The organism is Neobacillus sp. DZ-9, from assembly GCF_059587065.1.
Genome location: NZ_JCAIOL010000013.1, coordinates 39,327 through 59,897 on the forward strand (window position 1 = coordinate 39,327; position 20,571 = coordinate 59,897).

A 20,571-nucleotide genomic window follows, 5' to 3' on the forward strand; every position below is an offset into this window, starting at 1 on the left:
GGCGGGGCGGAATTCCAGCTGAATTGAGGACAAATATTACGTTAGGGGTTGAAAATATGACTTCAGATTTCAATGGGTTAGAATTTTTCGAGCAAGTGTACGGTCAGGTGCCGGATTGGGTAGCGAAGATGCATCATTTTGCACCCAAGGCGCTAGAATATTATACAAAATTAAGAGGCGAAATTTTAGTAGACGGGGCTCTTTCGAAAAAGGAAAAGGAATTGATCTTAGTGGGAATTAATGCGGCGCGCCGCTATGAGCGAAGCATGATTTACCATACAAAGGGGGCCATTGATTCAGGTGCTTCCATTGAGGAGATTGCGGATGTTTTGGCTACATGTATTATTTCAAGAGGAATTCCTGCGTGGTTTACTGGTGTGAAGGCCATTGAGTACGCGATTTCTTATACAGGAAAGGGAGAACTCAGCCAAGCAAGTCCTGTCGATGAGGAATCATTTTTCACCGCGATATCTGACTATCACCAATACTATGAAAAAGAAGCCGGCGGAGAGCTCCCAAACTGGGTGAAAGTTTTAAATCAATTTAACCCTGCCGCTTTAGAACGTTATACAGATTTGAGAAGAACCGTTTTAAAAGACAATGTAGTTTCCCGGAAGTTAAAGGAGTTAGTTTTAGTGGGAATTAATGTTGCAGAAATGTATCCTAGAGGGATTGAACTTCATGTTCAGGGGGCCAGAAAGTGCGGGGCAACAGAAGCGGAAATTGCGGATGTATCCTTAGTCGCCCTACTGACTGCAGGTATTCCGGCTTGGTTTGAAGGCAGCGACTTATTGAAAGTCGAATAGGAAATTTAAGATGGAAATGAGGTAGCAGTATGGATTTTATCGATGTTAATGGTGTTCGCTTGCATTACCGTTTTGATGGGGCTGATCATCTGCCTGTTCTGGTTCTATCCAATTCACTAGGTACTGATCTTTCGATGTGGAATCCTCAGATTGAGGAATTATCCCGGCACTTTCGAGTGCTCCGGTATGACACCCGTGGACATGGTGCCTCTGGAGTAACACCTGGTCCCTATACAATTGAGCAGCTTGGCCAGGATGTAGTCGGATTGTTGGATGGATTAGGGATTGAACAATTCCATTTTGCTGGGGTTTCAATGGGGGGAATGACCGGGATGTGGCTGGCACTGCATGTCCCAGAACGGATCGAGACACTTGCACTATGTAATACAGCAGCTTTCATCGGACCGCGTGAGATTTGGGATACAAGAATTGCGGCTGTTCGTAACGGAGGTATGGAATCCATTACGGACGGCGTTATCGCAAGATGGTTTAGAGAACCTTATCTAAAGCAAGGATCAAATGAAGTGGAGCTGGTGAAAAAGGTATTGTTGGCAACGTCTCCTGAAGGATACATGGCTGCATGCACAGCAGTCCGTGATATGGATCAGCGAGATACAGTCAAGAATATCAAGGTTCCGACATTGGTGATCTCAGGCAGTGATGATTTGGCAACTCCTCCTCATGATGGTCAGTATTTAGCAGAGCAAATCGATGGGGCCCGTTATGTTGAGCTGGAAGGAGCTCACCTGTCCAATATTGAAGCTGTAGGGGAATTTACGAAGGAACTGTTGGAGTTTTTACGGTGACAGGCACCTACAGAGATAATATTTTTGGGAATTGATAGAAGAAAACAGGAAAACCACCCTGGCGCCGTCACAGGCCAGAGGGGTATTTTCAGTAGAATTGATGTGGAGAAGTACTAGTAGTACTTCTTTTTTTATATATCAAAGATTTTAAAAATGACTTAATAAAGTTTTTATGTAGTAGTATTGATGTTAACAATTAAAACTTTCTTTATTGGAAAAGGAGGGGCTCTACTATACCGTTTTTAGACGAACCCTATCCAAATAGATGATCTTTTTAATCTGTCGTTTGCAATGATTGGGTGATTAGCAGTATTAATGAATGGGAAAACTATGAGAATGCAGACAGTAAAAAAATCTATGGAGGTAAAAGTGAAACGTATAGCGGTTTATTGTGGTTCAAGTCTCGGTGCTTCAGAAGCATATAAAACTGGAGCGATTCAATTGGGAAAAGAGTTGGCTAAACGGAACATCACGATGGTTTATGGCGGTTCGAGCATTGGCTTGATGGGTGCAGTGGCTGATGCTGTACTTCAAGAAGACGGGCATGTAATTGGTGTTATTCCTAAAGTATTGGAAGAACGTGAAATATCTCATAAAGGTTTAACTGAGCTGTATACGGTTGAAACGATGCATGAGAGGAAAGCAAAAATGGCAGAACTGGCAGACGGATTTATTGTGCTGCCCGGCGGGGCCGGAACACTTGAAGAGTTTTTTGAAGTGTTTACATGGGGTCAGATCGGCTTGCATCAAAAGCCATGCGGCATTCTAAATATTCATCATTATTACGACCCTTTAAGCAGTCTGATTGACCATATGATCGAACAGAAATTTTTACAGGAGAAATTCCGTTCTATGGCGATATTCGATGAACAGCCAGATGTTTTGCTTGATCAGTTTTCCAAATATGTACCGCCATCGATTAAAACCTTCAAATAGGGGAGAAGTGTTCGCGCACTTCTCTTTTTTTATGATTCGATGTTTTTTGCGGCAACTTAAGGGGAAGATTCCTGTAGTTAAGCGTGTTTAAGGCACTTTTAATCAAACGTTTGTTTAAATGAAAAAAATTTGCCCTTTAATCAGAATAGAATCCTTATGTAATAGGCTTGGCTGCATATTTAATCAAATGATTGATTAGTTTTGAGATAGTGTAATTTGTAGAGAATTGTCAGTTTAATATAATGGGATATCCCGAGATTTTTACAATTAATCCAATAAAAAAAGAGCTAGCAAGCTCTTGCTTTTGTTCGTATTAGCCCCACCTTCGCTAAATACGGTGATGTTCACATTAACCATCCAACCCAGTATAATTATACAATAAAACGTTTACATATTCAATATTTATTCATAGTCTAATATTTTCCATATTAAGAGACCATGGGGACGGTTCTAGTGGTTGACATTTACCTGATATAAAAACATGAGAAGCGTCCCTGCGGAACTCTATGAGGACAAAACTCAGTCAGGAAAACCGAAAACTGTCCTCATGGAGCGTTCATGAGGACAAAACTCAGTCAGGGCAAACCAAAACTGTCTTCATAGAGCGTTCATGAGGACAAAACCTGGAGTGGTAAACCGAAAACTGTCCTCATAGAGCGTTCATGAGGACAAAACCTGGAGTGGTAAACCGAAAACTGTCCTCATAGAGCGTTCATGAGGACAAGACCTGGAGTGGTAAACCGAAAACTGTCTTCATAGAGCGTTCATGAGGACTAAACCTGGAGTGGTAAACCGAAAACTGTCTTCATAGAGCGTTCATGAGGACAAAACCAAGACTGGCATATCGAAAACTGTCTTCATAGAGCGTTCATGAGGACAAAACCAAGAGTGGTAAACCGAAAAATGTCCTCATGAGTATTCATGAGGACAAAACAAAACCCAGTCAGGCAAACCAAGAACCGTCCCCGCGGAATAATGCATTTTCAAATAACAGCAGGTAATTTTACTAATGTTGTAGAAATTAAAGCCAGATGATAGGTTCTACAACGATGAGGAAATCGAATCATACAAGGGTGGGAGCAAAATGTTAATAAAACCAAAAAAATTGCAGCCGGGAGATTGTGTTGCAACCGTAAGTCCGTCATGGGGAGGAGCAGGTGACCCAGAACTTAGATGGCGATATGAGCAAGGTGTAAAGAGATTAGAAGAAGTTTTTGGATTGAAAGTGATCCCAATGCCGAATAGTTTAAAAGGTAGTGACTATCTATATAATAATCCACAAGCTCGTGCGGAAGATTTGATGACAGCGTTTAAGGATGAAAATATTAAAGGAATCATTGCCAATATTGGCGGTGATGATAGTATTCGCTTGCTTCCTTTTATTGATTTTGATGTAATACGTAAAAACCCGAAAATTTTCATGGGTTACTCTGATGTGACCATTTCCCATTTATTTTGTCATAAAGCAGGTATTTCTTCTTTTTACGGTCCCGCCATTTTAACTGATTTTGCCGAAAACGTTGAGATGGATGCGTATACGGTTGAAATGGTAAATCGAACGCTCTTTTCAAATGAGATCATTGGTGAAATTCAACCGGCCAAAGAATGGACAAGTGAGCGGTTAGAATGGGTAGAAGAGAATAAGAACCTGCGCCGGACAATGCGGCAAAATACCGGAAACGAGGTACTTCAAGGCTCAGGTGTCGTACAAGGACATTTGATTGGCGGCTGTCTGGAAGTGCTAGAGTTTTCGAAAGGAACCGATCTTTGGCCTCATCAGGAATATTGGAATGATAGTATTCTTTTCTTTGAAACATCTGAAGAGAAGCCGGAACCACAATTAATTAAGTATTGGCTGCGAAATTATGCTGTACAAGGCATTTTACAAAAAGCGAATGGAATCATTTTTGGAAAACCGCAAGACGAGAAGTACTACGATGAATATAAGGAAGTCATTCAAAAAGTCATGCAGGAATTTCATTTGGAGGATTTGCCGATTCTTTATAATATGAATTTTGGCCACACCGAACCGAAATTCATTTTGCCATATGGAGCAAGGGCAGAAATTAATTGTGATAAGAGGACTTTCACGATTTTAGAAAGTGGAGTGGAATAGAAACCAAGGGGAAGGATCTCATGGCTTTTTTTGAGCTGTGAGAACCGTCCCTTTGTTGTTCTACTGAACTGTAACTGAAGTACCTGCTGGGGCACTGGTACCTGTCTCGTTTGATGCTGTAACAGAAATGATATAAGTTTGACCTGGTTGAGGCCCACTTAATGTTGCTTGTGTTTCTGAGGTTGGCGCCAATCTATACGTACTGCCATTCACCGTAAACGAAACGGTAAATGTGACATTTTGAGTAAGGTCATTATTGTTGATCCAGCTAATCACGATATTATTCGAGTTTTTATCAAAGTAAGCTTGTAAATTGCTTGGACTGATTGGTGCTGCTGCTGCTTTTTCTTCAACGGTTATGGAAGCAGAAGCTGGATCACTTTTTATCTCATCAGAAATGGCAACGATTGTAAATGTATATGATTTTCCTTTCTCCGGGCTTTGAAGTGCGACTTGCCTATCACTTGTGGATGTTAACTTTGTTGTATTTCCATCCACTGTATAAGAAACATCAAAGGTTGGTTCTGAACTAGTTTCAGAAGCGTAATTCCATGATAATTGAATGCTATCTGAAGCTGCATCATATTTTGCTTGAACATTGGTTGGTTTATTAGTCTTAGGTGGTTGTGGCTTTTCTCCGCCTTTTACATAGTATTCCTTGCCTAATTTTCCAACACTACTTGGTTGCGTAAATCCTTCCGTGCTTGTAGCTGCTTTTGACATAATCGCTTTAAATGCTAATTTCGAGAAGTTGGCGCTTTTGCTTCCTAAATAGTCATCCTTAGAAGTAGTTTGTGTGTAGCCTGTCCAAATTGCACCTGTGTACTGCGGCGTATATCCTACAAACCAGGCATCTCTTGTCGCATCATTAGGTAAACCATATTTCGTTATTGCAGATTGATCGAAGCTGGTTGTTCCGGTTTTTCCGGCTATATCAAGACGAGGAACATTTGCCATAGTTCCTGTACCTGAATCCACAACTGTACGTAACATGTCTGTGATGAGGAAGGCCGTAGAATCTTCCATTACTTTCTTCTTACTTGAAGCTAAACTCATTTCCGTTCCATCTTGATAAATGATTTTAGAAACAGTAAATGGTTTTGCATAGTAACCGCCATTCCCAAATGCGGTATACGCTCCCGTCATATTAAGAGGAGATGCTGCATCAATCGCGCCAATCGCATTTGATTCATTTGCTTTTTGGGCTTCTGTAATCGGAAAACCAAGGCTATTGGCAAAATTAGTGGCATAGTCTGCTCCTACTTCCTGATAGGTTTTTAATGCAGGAATATTACGTGACCATTTCAGATGATCTCTAATCGATTTATCTCCTGCATAGGTATGACTTGCATTTCGAATAGGGGCTCCATTAGAGTATTGATACTTTTCATCTTTTATTATGTGTCCAGTAGACCATTTGAATTTTTCAATGGCTGGTCCGTAGTCAAGAATGGGTTTAATCGTAGAACCAGGATGACGTTTAATCTTTGTTGCATAGTTAAATTTGCCAGTGCTATAATTTCTTCCTCCGCCAATGGCTTTAATGGCTCCAGTCTGGGTCTCTGCAATGACAATCGCTGTTTGCAGCTTATCATTATCCGGAAAGCTGAGATAATCATTTGTTGAAAGAACATCTTCCGTTACTTGCTGAATTTTGGGGTCAATGGTTGTATAAATTTCCAATCCATCTTCAAAAATATTTGCACCTGTTTTTTCTTGTACTTCTGTAATGGCGGTATCAACAAAGGCTTGATATTTATTTGCTGGTGCTTGTTGAATATTTAATGTACCTTTTATTGGTGTCCTTTGTGCTTTCTCCATTTCTGATTTGGAAATATATCCATGTCTATTCATATAATAAAGAACCATATTTCTGCGTTTTTGTGCTGCGTCAAGATTACTTTCTACCGTTGGTGTATAGTTATTTGGACTTTGTGGAATCCCGGCCAGGAGTGCAGCTTGTTCCAGTGTTAATTTATTTAACTCATCAGGACCAAGACCATAAAATCTTTCAGCCGCCTTTGCGATACCATAAACATCATTGCCATATAAATTTTTGTTAAAATACATTTCCAAAATTTGATCTTTCGAGAACCTTCTTTCTAATTGAATGGCTAAATACCATTCCTGCACCTTTCTTGTAGGGGTTTTTTCTATTGTTAGAAAAGAATTTTTTACAACTTGCTGCGTAATCGTACTGCCACCTTGGGAAGTACCAGTCGTAATATTCGTCCAAATGGCGACGAGTGTACGTTTCACATCAATTCCATGATGCTGATAAAAACGGGCATCTTCTGTTGCCAAAACAGCATTTTTTAAGACATCGGGTATTTGCTTAATCGTAATTTCATCCCGTTTTTCTTTACCGATTTCGGCAATGACGGTTTTCTCATCACTAGCATAAAACTTGGAAGATAAAGGATCTTTTAATAGCGTTTCGTTAAATTTCGGAGCGTCTTTTATAATCCATGCCAAAGCTCCGGCTCCTGCCAGAAACAAAACTATTCCTAATGTAAGACAAATATATAAGAACTTTTTCCAAAATCCTTTTCTTGGCTTCTTGTTCTCTTTCTTTTTGGAAGAACCTTGCTGCTGTTCTTGTATGCTTTTTCTTCGCTCTGTCCGAGAATTATACTCTTCTGACATGTTCCTTTCTCCTGCCTTTCAAGACCATGGGGACGGTTATTGTGGCCCCATTTGAACCAGATGAACCGTCCCCGTGGATTTCCGTGGTGTTCCTTGTTGTTTATTCAGGAAAATATAAGTTTTATTATTCCCATACCAATACGATTTATGGGCGTCAAGTTGGCTGAATGATTAGTCTTATCCTCAGAAAATAAAAAAAGCCTCCTGTACCGACAATAGAAAGGAAGCAAACTTAGATGCATTTTAATTTGAACCAAGAGAACCGTCCCGCAGAATTTTTTCTAATGGCATTCCAAATAATGGACATAAAGCCAAATCATATAGTATTTTTATTTTGTACCACGAAATATTCTGGGAGGGATCAAACATGGAATACCGTCGTTTAGGAAAAACAGGACTAAAAGTGAGTGAAATAAGTTTAGGCAGCTGGCTTACATATGGTGGGTACGTAGAGGAACAAAATGCTGCGGCTTCTATCGATAAGGCCTATGATCTAGGGATAAACTTTTTTGACACTGCCAATGTTTATATGCGCGGAGAGGCAGAAATTGTAGTCGGAAAAGCACTTAAGAAGTACGTGCGTGATTCCTACGTTTTAGCCACAAAGGTATTCTGGCCAATGGGTGATGGGCCAAACGACCGGGGGTTATCCCGAAAACACGTCATGGAACAATGTCATGCGAGCCTAAAGCGCCTGAACACAGATTATGTGGACATTTATTATTGTCATCGTTTTGACCAGGAAACGCCGCTGGATGAAACATTGCGGGCATTGGATGACCTTGTTCGCCAAGGAAAGGTATTATATATCGGGGTTAGTGAATGGACAGCTGAACAAATTACAGAAGCGGTTCATCTTGCAGACAAAAAGCTCCTTGACCGAATTGTCGTGAATCAGCCGCAATACAGCATGCTTCAACGCTATATTGAAAAGGACGTCATCCCAGTAAGTGAAAAACATGGCATTGGCCAAGTTGTTTGGTCTCCTCTTGCCCAAGGTGTTTTGACTGGTAAATATCAGAAGGGTGCTCAGGTTCCTGCAGGAAGTCGTGCATCACAGGAAAAATACAGTAACCTTTTTGGATTACTTACTGATGAGAATCTCGATAAAGTGGAACTATTAAAAGAAGTCGCCAAAGAAAATGACATGTCACTTGTCACCCTGGCACTAGCGTGGATTTTACGACAACAAAATGTATCCAGTGCTCTTGTAGGGGCAAGCCGTCCTGAACAACTAGAAGAAAATATAAAAGCGGCGGGCGTAAAGTTAAATGCTGAAACCCTCGCTCGAATTGAGGATATTTTAAGATAAAGTAATAAATTTTTTTAAAAAATCTCCTGCAAAAGTTAAGTTTTTCTTAAGAATAAAAAGCTATTATTAAGACAAGCTTTTTCAAGACCCCCTTATATATTATATCTGGATGCCCTCGAGGATTGTTTTCGAACAGTCTTGAGGGCTATTTTTTTTGGAGGGGGCCTATAGTGACAAAGCTCCTGTTAGTTGATCATAACCTCATAAAAAGCCACGAGAACCGTCTCTGTGGCTTTAAATCGCATATGATTCATATGATTTCAGAAGATAGCGTTCAATAAACTCAGCTAATCCATCATTTTCGTGGTGTCCGGTAACAAAATCAGCTGCTGCTTTAACCTTTTCGCTAGCGTTCCCCATTGCCACACCAGTACCAGCATGATGAAGCATCTCTATATCATTGGGTCCGTCTCCAATGGTTACCACTTCTTTTGGGCTAATTCGGAGTTCGGTAAGTAAGCTTTTTATAGCAGACCATTTGGAAACATTAGGAGCAAGCAGCTCAAACCCGTCATTCCAATCGACGACTTCTGTTTCCTCTTTAAACAAAGCGGAAATTTTCAGACTTGGTGTACCTGTTCGAACACTATATTTAAGCACATCTTGATAATTTGCCTGTCTTAAATCTCCAATATACTGTGGCGGAATCTGCCCAACTTTTGTCCAATAATCGATTTCTTCATTTGTTTCCTTACAATAAACCCCGTCTGCTGTGTGGATAATAACATTCCAAGGATTTTCAGCCGTCAGATGGTGAAATCGTTCATCGTTCAATCGGACGATTTTCTTTTGCAATACTCTTCCTGTCTCTGCATCGTGAATAGCAGCACCATTTAAACAGATCATCGGTGTTCGTAATCCAATTTCTTTATGATAAGGAGCGGTTACTTCATAATGTCGGCCAGTGGCTAGAAAAACCTTCACTCCCTGATTAATGAGTTTATAAATTGCTTCCTTATTTCGGTGGGAAATAGTGTTCGAGGCTTTTAGTAGTGTACCATCCATATCAATAAATATTGCACGCACATTCATTTATTTTGCCTCCTCATTTGTTGATAAACCAATCATATCATCTGAATATTAATGGCTAGTAAACTGAGTGTATAGTTTAAATGAAGTTTATTATTCTCATGACTGTCACTTCACGAATTATAAGGATATATTGCGGTGAACCGTATCACAAGTGATGGTAAACAATAAGGTGGAAGTAATAATAGACATAAAAATTTTAGGACAAATAAAAAATCAAATAAAACAATAGAATTTTGGTTTCATCGTACAAAAGTAGTCCTAACTAATATTTGATTACAAACTGTTTATTTTTTTGTTGTTTAAACTTATGAAGAAAGAGTTATGATGAATATATATTCTTAATCAATTTTAATTTAATTTAATTTATTTTATAATTAAGAAGAGAAAAGGTAAGACCTTTGTATTCTATACAAAGTCTAAGAAGGTGGTAAAAAATGAATTCATTATTAAATATTATTCAAAAAGTTCAGTCCAAGGAAGATTACCTTTTAGTATCCAAGGATTTACCTGAAAAGTTAATAATTAAGTTATTAAAATGGTACGATGGAAATGTTTATAATAATACAAATGAAAGAGTAAACGATGCATTAAATATTCTAACATGGTGTTACAACACATCAGATTTAGATTATTTACCTAGAAATATGAGAGATAAGCGCTTTGAAACAGCTGCTGAAGACTTCAAAATATCTCACGAGAAGTTAGTAAAGCTATTTAAAACCCATACAAAAGTGTTATTTCCTAACCAAAAAGAGACAAAGATAATTGCTTTTGAAGGTATAGATGGTAGTGGAAAAACAGTACAAATGTCTTTATTTGAGGAAAAACTTAAGAGTTCTGGTAATGAAGTAATAATAAAATCGTTTCCTGTCTATGAAAGTTTTTTTGGAAAGAATATTGGGCAATTTCTTTCAGGAAACGAAGAAGTTAATGCAAATAATATTGACCCAAAATCAATGTCTTTATGGTATGCTCTAGATAGATGGAAGAATTTTGAAAGTTTCAATTACACTGGTTATGACTATTTGCTATTAAATCGATTTACACTTTCAAGTGCTGTGTATCAAACTTCTAGAGTAAAACCGGAGCTGCGACATGAATTTGTACAATGGATATTTGATTTAGAACACTCCCAATTAGGACTACCGTCGCCGGATTTATATATAGTATTTGACCTTAATGCTGAAACTTCTAAAAAAAATATTTCTAATAAAGGGTACCGAGATTATGTAGGGGAAAAAGCAGACGTTTATGAAGACTCTACAGATATAATGAGTAATGCAAGAAAAATCTATCAAGAGTTAGCATTAAAATATAATAATATTGTTATTATAAATTGCTTGGATTCAAACAATAAAATGAAGACACCTGAAGAGATTAACCAAATTGTTATGAAGGTGATAGAAGATGACCAGTATTAAATATGACTCAACGTCTAATGATTTTTACGTTTCAAATAGTGATGAAGTATCAACTTTACCACAAATAATTTGGCATATTACGGACAGGTGTTTTTTATCCTGTCCTTATTGTTTTGCCACAAAAACAGGTAGAGAAACTCCTTTAGATAAGTTAAGTGATTTTATGGAAGTATTTAAACAACTCGGAGTTCAAAAAGTAGATATTGCAGGTGGAGACCCACTTACCTATTCTAATTTGGCTGTAATTTGCAATGCGCTTTCTGAGTTAGGCATTCAAATGACATTAACAACAAGTGGCGTTGGGAAAAGTGATGTTAAAGAATGGTTAATTAATAATGCAGAAAAGTTCAGTTGGATTTTAGTATCGATTGATGCCCCAACTTCCGACCAACATGATTTATTAAGAGGCAAGGTAGGAACATTTGAACAACTAAATAATCTAATAGAGGATCTTAAGAAAAGAAAATATACAAATATTAGGATAAATACAGTGGTAACTAAAATATTTCATGAGCAGGAATTTGTCGAACGGTTTGTAGATTTAATACAGAAAATTCAACCTCAAGAATGGTGCCTAATTCAGCCACATCCAGCTAATAAAAAGGAAAAATATGATGAATATGCAACAAATAAAATAGAATTTGATAGTATTGTAGATGATATTAGACAAAAAATGACACAAAAATATTCCAATAATGTAAATATTACGGTAAGATATAATCATAATTATTCGAAATATTGGGTTTTATATCCTAATGGGAAATTAAAACAGCACACGGAACATAGTGAAGATAGATTCGACTTTGATTTTATACCTGAAAATGTCGATGATATTAAAAACTATGTTAAAGAATATGGTGTGTGGCTGCCAATGAAGAAAGAGGGAAGATAACATGATAAACTCCGAAAAAATATTGGTTAAAAATGTTGAGGACAATGAGTTTGTTTCAGATTTATTAAAAGGATTAGAACAGGCTCTACGTACTGAAACAAATTCTATAGAATTGCAAAAAAAGGTTCAACCAAATGCGAAAGGCGAGATAATAACTGCTTTAGTTATAAGTTTGGCAGCTAATTTAATCTATGATGCTCTTAAGTCATTAATTAAAATGTATAAAAATCGTGAAGATTACGACTCTAGTAAAAAAATTACAATAAAAGATAATGAATATTCTCTTGAAGAGATTGAGAAAAAAGTAGAATAGTAGGTTAAGTTAAATGAATCATTTAATCTCAGTTGGAATTAAAAAGTGCCAAGATGAGTCATTTGGGGAAATAAAATGTGCTTATAATGATGCTTACTTAGTTTATGAAACTTTTAAAAACGTTCTCAATACAGATTTTTCAGATAAAAATAGTGTTTGTTTGAAAGGACCAACTGACTCCGAGTTCTTATCTGTGGTAAAAATGTTTAAAAGAAACCTCAGTCATTCAGATAATTTAATAATCTATTTTAGCGGACATGGTGAATTAATAAATAACGAAAGTTTAGCATTACTATTTAGTAATGCAGATAGCTATGGCGAAGGAAAATATAGATTACAACAATTAAAAGACATATTAAACCAAGTAAATTTCCAAACGATTCTGATACTTGACTGTTGTTATTCTGGAGCTGCACTCAACATTGCTAGTAATGCAAATATATTTAGTAATGAAAAAATATCAGTAATAACTTCTAGTAGTCCTTTTGGAAGGGCATCATTTGATGATAATGGGAGCATCTTTACAAGAGGATTATGTAATGTACTAAATAATATTAGTGAAGAAGGTAAACCTTTATCTTTACGTATAATAGCGGAGGAAATGGAAGGTTCCGGAAATCGTTGTTATGTAAATACCCCAAACGGACATCCAAATATTGTGCTAAAGAATTCTACTATTCTCATAGAAGATAATAGAGATTTCCAAAGACGATTCTTACTAAGAATTAATGAATCAGATATTACCACAAGGGAAATGCATTGGTATTATTTGATGGATTTACCAGAAGTAACAAAATTAGAGGTATTAAGAAATAATTTTGAAAAGAATGTAAGTGAACCCCATTGGTTAGTAAGGAGAGCAATAGGTAGTTTAATTAGTGAAATAAGAAACTTTAAATATAAAGAAAATATGGTTCTCGGTTTGCTTCGCTCAAGTGACTGGATGGCTCAATGTATTGGTCTAATAGGCGCCCGGAAGGAATTGAGTCACGAGTCAATAAGGCATGAAGTAAAAAATATTCTTTCAAGTCAAACGCAAGTTGATGCAATATGGTTAGCAAATCTATATTTTTCAGACAGCGAGTTTCGAGATATTGATTTTGCGTTATCTTCATCACTTGTAAAGACGCCTTGGGGTATTCTTGATATATGGGTGCGATACGCAGAAAAAATGGAGAAACCTGTTCTTTTAGAAAAGATTAAAAGTACAGTGGATAATTCATTATTAAAACCTCTATTTCTTCATCAGTACTTTGAGGACGGTATTATAGAGGATGAAAAATTAGTAGAACAAGTCAAAAAAAGTAAACTAATACCCATACTTTATGAGCTAAAGAAAAGAGGAGAAACAAAATCTACAAAACAAAAATGGTTATTTTCTTCTTTATACGGTAACTGGAGAGATCAAGTAGATTTAAAATTACGTGACTTTTTTGATAATTTTCACGAGGAAGAAATACGTACAGATTTAGAATTAGCAGCAAATCTACCCCTAGTGGAAATGAGAATGGCAATATTTCAATACATGACAATTTATAATGACTTACTTCAAGATTATTATAATGAATTAAAATGGGGAGTAAGTGATCCTCACCCATGGGTTAGAAGAACAGCTATACGTGCATTAAAGGCTTATCCTGATATAGTAAAGGAAGCTTTCCACGAAGAAATTAATGGTCAACTTTATCCTGGTAAATTAGATTTTATTTTAGAGGCTATATCACTTGGTTTTAATTGCGATGATTATATAGCAAAACATAAGCTAAATAGAAATGAGACACGCAGTATAGAATGGGCTACTCATAATATCTTGAAAGAAAAAAGAATTATGGTCTAATTTTATTTATACTTCAATATTCATTTTTAAAAAGCTAATTCTAAATCACTAAACAATTGATTTTTGGAACCTCGTTTTTAATTCATACTCCATGACTGTTATACCTTGAAGAGCTAACGTTATACCATCTAAATTAATAATATTGTTGAACCAAGAGCTCATGATGGTACTACCATCATGGGCTTTTGTTTTAATACTCCATTTTCAGAAAAACTTTTACCGAAAGAGAGATAGAAGTATTAGAGGTACTTTCGAATGGAGCTACTAATCGTAAAATTGCCAGAAAACTTTTCCTAACAGAAGGAACGGTTAAAAACTATATTTCTAGTATTTATTCCAAATTAGAAGTGACTGGAAGACATAAAGCTGTATTTAAGGCAAAGGAAGAAGGAATAATTAACCCTTAGAGTATAAGTGCAGGAAAAAATTTCAAAACAATAAAGCTGCCTAAAAAATCATTTTGAAAAACGATCTTTTAGACAGCCTTTTGGATTTATTTATGCGGCTTAGCTCGTAGGCCCATTGTCAACGTTGGCTTCGATGCTGCCTTGGATGCTTGTCGAAACCGAAGATAAGAAATTGTAACCAGTCAAAGATTCAATCGTGTCGACACTTACCCTGTAGTTGCCCCAAGGTTGACTGGAAGCTGTTTGATCATTCGGCAACATCACAGCGATTACTCTTGTCGAAGTGGATACACGGCTAATATCATTATTTCCCGCAGGCAATACGACGATTACCTTCCATACTTTTGCCGGCACGACAACTCCATTCCCTACTGTCGTTCTATATCCATTTGACCCGGTACCCCCACTTCCGTAACCTCCGGAAATAATATATAATTCGTTTCCAGCTGAAACAAGTTTACGGGAATATGACTCTAAATTTTCCCATGTAATCTGGTTGTTATTTGGAGCTTGAGGGAGCATATTGGTCATTAGAAACGTAGCTGAATTGTTGGCAACAGAAGATGTACGGTCTCCAGATGGAGTCATGTGCCCTCTGTCAAATCCGCTTCCAGTAAATTCAGTAGCAGTAACCTGATACCATCCCGACGGCAATGTGGTATCTGCACGGAAATCATCCTGACGCGGAGTGCTTCCAATATCAGAGGAACCTAAATGCCAGCTAACCCAGTTAGGCTCGTGGTTGCTATTGTTGTACGATAGTGTATATTGCGGCTTAGTCATTAAATAATTATTGGAATTGGTTGTAACAGCAGTAGCGCCACTTGGATTCCCCAGCCCCATATTATCATCATCAACACCTGTTTGTGTTGTAGGTTCAGCTGGTGAAGATGAATTCTGAGGAGCCAAGCTGCTTGTAATCACCAAGTCGTTTGCATTATTGTTTGTGTCCCAACCATTACCTTGCCCCTGAACGGTTCCGCCGTTATTGTCTTTACGTTCTGCACTTGTAGTAGCAGATAAAGTACCTACTGGAGAGGTTTCTGAATTATTGGCAGAACCGTAGCCTACAAAATCGACAACATTGGAATCTGTTGAACCCGACACCGAGGTGGTGACTTTTGCCAATGCAACCTTTCCACTGGTTGCACTTAAGTTAATCGTATCTGTAACATTAGCAGTCGGCAAATCAACCGTTCCGCCGCCGCCGCTAGCCTGTTTAATTAAATAGTATTGATGTGCACCAATACTGCCTGTTAAATTTGTAATGCTATTGAACGTACCGGTTGAAGAGGCATATTGAACAGACCATCCAGACAAGCTAACACTAGAATTTGTAGGATTGTAGAGTTCAATATAATCATTTTTATAGGATGAGCCGCTATTGCCTCCACCACCATAAACTTCACTGATGACAACATTCGTTCCCACAGCAGCTTGTGCAGGCTTAATATCTAAATTTGCTATGGCACCTACAAACACGAGGCACGTAGAAACAAGAATGGCTGCTTTTTTCATTATATTTCCTTTGCCCTTTTTAGATGCTTTTTGTACTCCGCTTTCGTGCATAAAGAGATAACCTCCTATTGATTTTAGGAAAATGATATTGATAGAAAAATAGAAAATATAATTACAGGAAATTAGAAAAAGATGAGGTAGACTAAATACCTCAGTTATCTGTCTATGAATATAAAAGTCCTAAAATAATTCTCCAACACATCCTTAAACTAATTTAATTTAGCCTAATTCGTTCAATCACAGTTATGTGTTGTGCACCTCCTTGCTAAAATTTACAATAGCACAGGGCTTTTCGGAAAAATATTAATTTTCTGTAAAATAATTCTACTTCTTCATGATTTCTCCTCTTGATTTTGATAAGTTTTTTGCACTGATTTTAAGGTAGGGGCCAATCTATTTAAATGTCGGCTGGAAGACGGATGTCGAAATGAAAAAAGCAGATAAGCAAACCTTCATCCAAATTCCGTATACGACCTTCATTGAAATGATTCGCTACAAAGCCGAACGAAAAGGAATTCAAGTTATAGATCGAGAAGAAAGCTATACATCCAAGTCCAGCTTTTTGCATCATGACCCGATTCCAATTTACGGTGAAGATCATGAAATGAATTTTAGTGGGTATCAGTGACATTGGGGACCGTCCTTGTGGCTTTTTCAACTAAATAAAGACCCATTTCTTATGAATAAGTATAAATGGGAAAAATAACATTCGGACAAAGGGAATATATAATGAAATTAGCAGAGGGGGTGTGTTAATTTGGAAAATAAAAAAGTCTTTAATGATATAATCTCTGATTATGCAATAGCTCGACCAGGTTACCCAACTGAGTTGTTTAGGGATATCATCGATTATTCAAAAATAAAGAATGAGGCAAAGGTACTTGAAATAGGTTCAGGACCAGGTCAAGCTACAGAGTACTTTGTGAAAAATCGATATTCAATTACAGGATTAGAGCTCGGAGAAAAACAAGTAGACTATTTATTAGAAAAATACTCTGAATATCAAAATTTCAATGCTTTATGTACGTCCTTTGAGAATTACAATGGTGGACAGGATACTTATGATTTAATTATTTCAGCTACAGCATTCCATTGGATAAAGCCCGAAGTTGGATACCCCAAAGCATACAACCTGTTAAAAAGAAATGGAGTAATGGCCGTTTTCTGGCATTTGGCATCTATCATTGAGCCCAAAACTGAGATGCTGAATCAAATAAGAAATATATATCGAAAATATGCTCCAGAGCTTGATGACTATATAAGTTTAGATGAAGCTGAAGATTTGCATAATCTAAGAATTTCGCAAATACAAGTCCATAATTTATTCAATAATCCAGTGTCTAAGATTTATAGATGGGATGATGAATATACTACACAAAGATATATAAGATTGATGAATTCTTACTCCGGCTTTCATGATATAGATAAAGATAAGCAGAAGGCTATTTTAGATAGTGCTGCAGATTATATTGACAGTAACGGAGGTAAAATAGTTGTCCCGCAAGAAGTAAGATTATATATGGCAAAAAAGTGATTCCAAAGTTATAAAAAGAGCCAAAATACGCAGGTAGAGCCTAAAAACTTAGGCTCTTTTCTTTTTTTTAAAATAGAGACGTTAAGAAAATCTTAAGATTTACATCATGTTTTTGATAAGATTTGCTTGATATGATTCTTTTTGTAGTCATACTAAAGGGTGATAGAAATGTAACCGCCATAGTTGGGAGTGAATATCCATGAATTTGTTGATTTGTGATGATGATAAGGAAATCGTCGATGCGATCGGAATTTATTTGGAAAATGAAGGATATCAAATATTTAAGGCGTTTAATGGTTTGGAAGCGATAGATATCATCAAAGATCATGAGATTCATCTTATTATCATGGATATTATGATGCCAATGATGGATGGGTTAAGGGCTACGATGAAAATTAGAGAAGAAAATAATATACCATTGATTATGCTCTCTGCTAAATCGGAGGATTCGGACAAAATTATCGGATTGAATTTAGGGGCAGATGACTACATAGCAAAACCGTTTAATCCCCTGGAGCTGATTGCAAGGGTAAAGTCCCAGTTGAGAAGATATACCACATTGGGAAGTCTTGAAAAGAAGAAGAATGTCTTTCGGACAGGGGGACTGATCATAGATGATGAAAGTAAAATCATCTCGGTCGATGGGGAAGAGGTCCATCTTACACCGGTGCAATATAAGATTTTGAAATTGCTGACGGAAAACGTCGGAAGAGTCTTTTCAATTGAGGATATCTATGAAAGGGTATGGAATGAAACGGCGTTTAGTCCGGAAAATACCGTATCCGTACATATTAGAAAAATAAGAGAGAAAATCGAAATCAATCCGAAGGAGCCAAAATATTTAAAGGTGGTGTGGGGAGTTGGATATAAAGTTGAAAAAATATAGCCACTCATTAACAACGAAAATCATTGTATTTATGATCGCGGTCGTTTGTTTTACGGGTATCATCAAAGCGATTGTCCAGGTTGAAGTTGTCAATAATGGTTATTTTAGCATGGTTATGGAAGATGACTACTTTCTCAGCCATGCATTTGTTAGAGAAAATCAAAAGGTCGTGGACAATCTCGCTACCCTTCTCAGAGAGTACAAGAGTGAGGACAATATTTTAAAGGGCGGGTCGATTAATGAAGGATTGTTGAGGATGGAAGAGGAGAATTTATATTCCGATTTTCAGGCTAATTCTAAGAGCTTTCGATCTGATTTAAGTGAAGCGGAGAACTATTCCACCTTTAAAACAGAGTATTCCGACAAGATTGCGCAGGCTCGTGAAAAGTTGATAAAGGATGATTTAAGGAATTATCATGACGTACTGCAAGAACTCTCAGATCAGAAAAATCCGTTGTATTATGCCAGTGATGGTGTAAATGTCTATACGAACACAACGAAGACAGAAAAAAGCCAGTTTAAAGAGTATCCTGCTTATTTGGTGTTTGGGGATTATAAGAGAGAGGTTTATCCGAAAGAAATCGAAGTGAATGAGCAATTCCAATTTATTAGGGATCCAATTGAGGAATTGAACCAGGACAAAACGGTGGTTTATATAGCATTTACAGACGACTTTTTAAACCGGAAAATAAATGAATGGAATGAAGATAAAGCTGTTGTCACAAAAAACCTTTATATTTTAGCTGCATTTTTGCTAGGTTTCATCCTATCATTTGGCTATCTCATTCTCGTCACAGGAAGAAGGTCCTTTAAAGATGATCATGTACACCTTTATCCTGTGAACAAACTATACAATGATATCAATATCCTTCTATGTATGAGCCTAATCGCCATTTGGATTACATCGATGGATAATGTGGCACATACAAGCATTGATAGAATAGCCATTCCTATCACCATTCCGATCTCAGCAGCCGTGTTTTTTCTGATTCTCTCAATGGTTAAACATTTTAAAAATAAAACATTGCTGAAACATACCTTGATTTTTGCCATCATTCGTAAGCTCATAACGATTGTAAGAAATGTCTATGAGACAGGGAACGTCGGGGTCAAGACGGTATTAATCGTCATTGGTTACCCAATATTAATTGCCTTAACGTTTTTTATGTTCCCGGTTACGATTGGCCTGGCAGCCTGGTTTGCTTATAAAAAGGTTAAGAGTTTTCAGGCCATCCAGGATGGAGTGGAAAGAATTAAGGCTGGTAGTCTTCATCATCGAATCGAGGTGCCTAACCGTGGAGAGTTTAAAACACTTGCCACCAATATCAACAGTATCACGGATGGACTGAAAGAGGCTGTTGACAGTGAGCTCAAAAGTGAGCGGTTAAAAACAGAGCTAATCACCAATGTTTCTCATGATATAAGAACACCATTAACATCGATCATCACGTATGTGGATTTACTAAAAGGTGAAGAGGTTACACCAAGGGCTGCCGAATATATCAATATCTTAGATCAAAAATCGAAAAGACTTAAACTATTAACCGATGATTTATTTGAAGCCGCCAAAGCGACGAGTGGAAATATTTCCGTTGATTTTGAGAAAATTGATATCGTGTCTTTAATTACCCAGGGCCTTGGAGAAGTGAATGATAAGGTTGAAGCCTTAAATTTGCAATTCAAGCTGAATTATCCAAAGGATAAGGTGTATATTAGCGCGGATGGAAAATTATTATGGAGGTCCATTGAAAACTTATTATCGAATATCTTTAAATATGCGCTCAATGGTTCTAGGGTATATATCGATATCGAGGATGCAGGTAGTGAAATTCAGCTTTCCTTTAAGAATATTTCCGCCTATGAGTTAAATATTTCCGCTGACGAATTAATGGAACGTTTTAAGCGTGGCGATGAATCCAGATCCAGCCAAGGCAGCGGGCTTGGGTTATCGATTACGAAAAGCCTCATTGAAGTTCAAAAGGGGAAATTTAACATCCACGTTGACGGAGATTTATTTAAGGCTGTTATTTCTTTCCCTAAGATGCCAGATACGCAATCTAAAGGTGTGGAAGAAAGTTAATGTGAATGACGATCGATTCTACTTGTTGA

Annotated in this window: 18 protein-coding genes; 15 read left to right on the top strand and 3 right to left on the bottom strand. The window is 37.2% G+C overall.

Going from position 1 to position 20,571, the window contains the following annotated elements; genetic code table 11:
* The first annotated feature begins 56 nt into the window (after window positions 1–56).
* The 4 genes from AC59HZ_RS26590 (at window position 57) to AC59HZ_RS26605 (ending at window position 4,664) form a co-directional block, all read left to right on the top strand.
* Window positions 57–806 carry a carboxymuconolactone decarboxylase family protein gene (locus AC59HZ_RS26590; RefSeq protein WP_496548777.1) on the top strand — a complete coding sequence of 250 codons (750 nt, stop codon included), beginning with the start codon at window positions 57–59 and terminating at the stop codon, window positions 804–806.
* A gap of 29 nt (window positions 807–835) precedes the next feature.
* Entirely contained in the window at window positions 836–1,612 is a 777-nt protein-coding gene (pcaD, locus tag AC59HZ_RS26595) for a 3-oxoadipate enol-lactonase (protein WP_496548778.1), read from the top strand.
* Window positions 1,613–1,981: 369 nt separating this feature from the next.
* The gene (locus AC59HZ_RS26600) at window positions 1,982–2,548 is read left to right on the top strand and encodes an LOG family protein (RefSeq protein WP_496548779.1); all 567 of its coding nucleotides are present in this window, start codon (window positions 1,982–1,984) and stop codon (window positions 2,546–2,548) included.
* A gap of 1,084 nt (window positions 2,549–3,632) precedes the next feature.
* Entirely contained in the window at window positions 3,633–4,664 is a 1,032-nt protein-coding gene (locus AC59HZ_RS26605; protein WP_496548780.1) for a S66 family peptidase, read from the top strand.
* A 60-nt stretch (window positions 4,665–4,724) separates the two neighbouring features.
* Here the strand turns inward: AC59HZ_RS26605 and AC59HZ_RS26610 are convergent, their stop codons facing one another.
* Entirely contained in the window at window positions 4,725–7,310 is a 2,586-nt protein-coding gene (locus tag AC59HZ_RS26610; protein WP_496548781.1) for a PBP1A family penicillin-binding protein, read from the bottom strand.
* A gap of 41 nt (window positions 7,311–7,351) precedes the next feature.
* Between AC59HZ_RS26610 and AC59HZ_RS26615 the strand changes: the two genes are divergently transcribed.
* Both AC59HZ_RS26615 and AC59HZ_RS26620 read left to right on the top strand, forming a co-directional pair.
* Window positions 7,352–7,477: a hypothetical protein gene (locus AC59HZ_RS26615; RefSeq protein ID WP_496548782.1), complete on the top strand. Its 126-nt coding sequence runs from the start codon at window positions 7,352–7,354 to the stop codon at window positions 7,475–7,477.
* Between the two features lie 200 nt (window positions 7,478–7,677).
* On the top strand, window positions 7,678–8,622 hold the full coding sequence (locus AC59HZ_RS26620) for an aldo/keto reductase family protein (protein ID WP_496548783.1): 945 nt from the start codon (window positions 7,678–7,680) through the stop codon (window positions 8,620–8,622).
* A 234-nt stretch (window positions 8,623–8,856) separates the two neighbouring features.
* On the opposite strand, the gene AC59HZ_RS26625 is transcribed toward AC59HZ_RS26620, so the two are convergent.
* Window positions 8,857–9,654, bottom strand: a complete 798-nt coding sequence (locus tag AC59HZ_RS26625) for an HAD family hydrolase (protein ID WP_496548784.1) — start codon at window positions 9,652–9,654, stop codon at window positions 8,857–8,859.
* Between the two features lie 434 nt (window positions 9,655–10,088).
* Here AC59HZ_RS26625 and AC59HZ_RS26630 point away from each other — a divergent pair, with 434 nt between their 5' ends.
* From AC59HZ_RS26630 to AC59HZ_RS26650, 5 genes are all read left to right on the top strand, one after another.
* Entirely contained in the window at window positions 10,089–11,075 is a 987-nt protein-coding gene (locus tag AC59HZ_RS26630) for a dTMP kinase (RefSeq protein WP_496548785.1), read from the top strand.
* Entirely contained in the window at window positions 11,062–11,967 is a 906-nt protein-coding gene (locus AC59HZ_RS26635; protein WP_496548786.1) for a radical SAM protein, read from the top strand. The genes AC59HZ_RS26630 and AC59HZ_RS26635 overlap by 14 nt, the downstream gene beginning before the upstream one ends.
* Before the next feature lies 1 nt (window position 11,968).
* Complete coding sequence (locus tag AC59HZ_RS26640) at window positions 11,969–12,280, top strand: hypothetical protein (RefSeq protein ID WP_496548787.1); 312 nt, start codon at window positions 11,969–11,971, stop codon at window positions 12,278–12,280.
* A 13-nt stretch (window positions 12,281–12,293) separates the two neighbouring features.
* The gene (locus AC59HZ_RS26645) at window positions 12,294–14,117 is read left to right on the top strand and encodes a caspase family protein (RefSeq protein ID WP_496548788.1); all 1,824 of its coding nucleotides are present in this window, start codon (window positions 12,294–12,296) and stop codon (window positions 14,115–14,117) included.
* A gap of 200 nt (window positions 14,118–14,317) precedes the next feature.
* A complete protein-coding gene (locus AC59HZ_RS26650; RefSeq protein WP_496548868.1) occupies window positions 14,318–14,524 on the top strand; it encodes a response regulator transcription factor in 207 nt (68 codons plus the stop codon).
* Between the two features lie 99 nt (window positions 14,525–14,623).
* Here AC59HZ_RS26650 and AC59HZ_RS26655 read toward each other — a convergent pair whose 3' ends face one another.
* A complete protein-coding gene (locus AC59HZ_RS26655; protein ID WP_496548789.1) occupies window positions 14,624–16,093 on the bottom strand; it encodes a DNA/RNA non-specific endonuclease in 1,470 nt (489 codons plus the stop codon).
* Between the two features lie 340 nt (window positions 16,094–16,433).
* Between AC59HZ_RS26655 and AC59HZ_RS26660 the strand changes: the two genes are divergently transcribed.
* The 4 genes from AC59HZ_RS26660 (at window position 16,434) to AC59HZ_RS26675 (ending at window position 20,542) form a co-directional block, all read left to right on the top strand.
* A complete protein-coding gene (locus tag AC59HZ_RS26660) occupies window positions 16,434–16,670 on the top strand; it encodes an IS200/IS605 family accessory protein TnpB-related protein (RefSeq protein ID WP_496548869.1) in 237 nt (78 codons plus the stop codon).
* Between the two features lie 129 nt (window positions 16,671–16,799).
* Complete coding sequence (locus AC59HZ_RS26665; protein ID WP_496548790.1) at window positions 16,800–17,576, top strand: class I SAM-dependent methyltransferase; 777 nt, start codon at window positions 16,800–16,802, stop codon at window positions 17,574–17,576.
* Window positions 17,577–17,775: 199 nt separating this feature from the next.
* Complete coding sequence (locus tag AC59HZ_RS26670) at window positions 17,776–18,462, top strand: response regulator transcription factor (RefSeq protein ID WP_496548791.1); 687 nt, start codon at window positions 17,776–17,778, stop codon at window positions 18,460–18,462.
* The gene (locus tag AC59HZ_RS26675) at window positions 18,437–20,542 is read left to right on the top strand and encodes a sensor histidine kinase (protein WP_496548792.1); all 2,106 of its coding nucleotides are present in this window, start codon (window positions 18,437–18,439) and stop codon (window positions 20,540–20,542) included. Before AC59HZ_RS26670 ends, AC59HZ_RS26675 begins: the two co-directional genes overlap by 26 nt.
* Window positions 20,543–20,571: the final 29 nt, after the last annotated feature.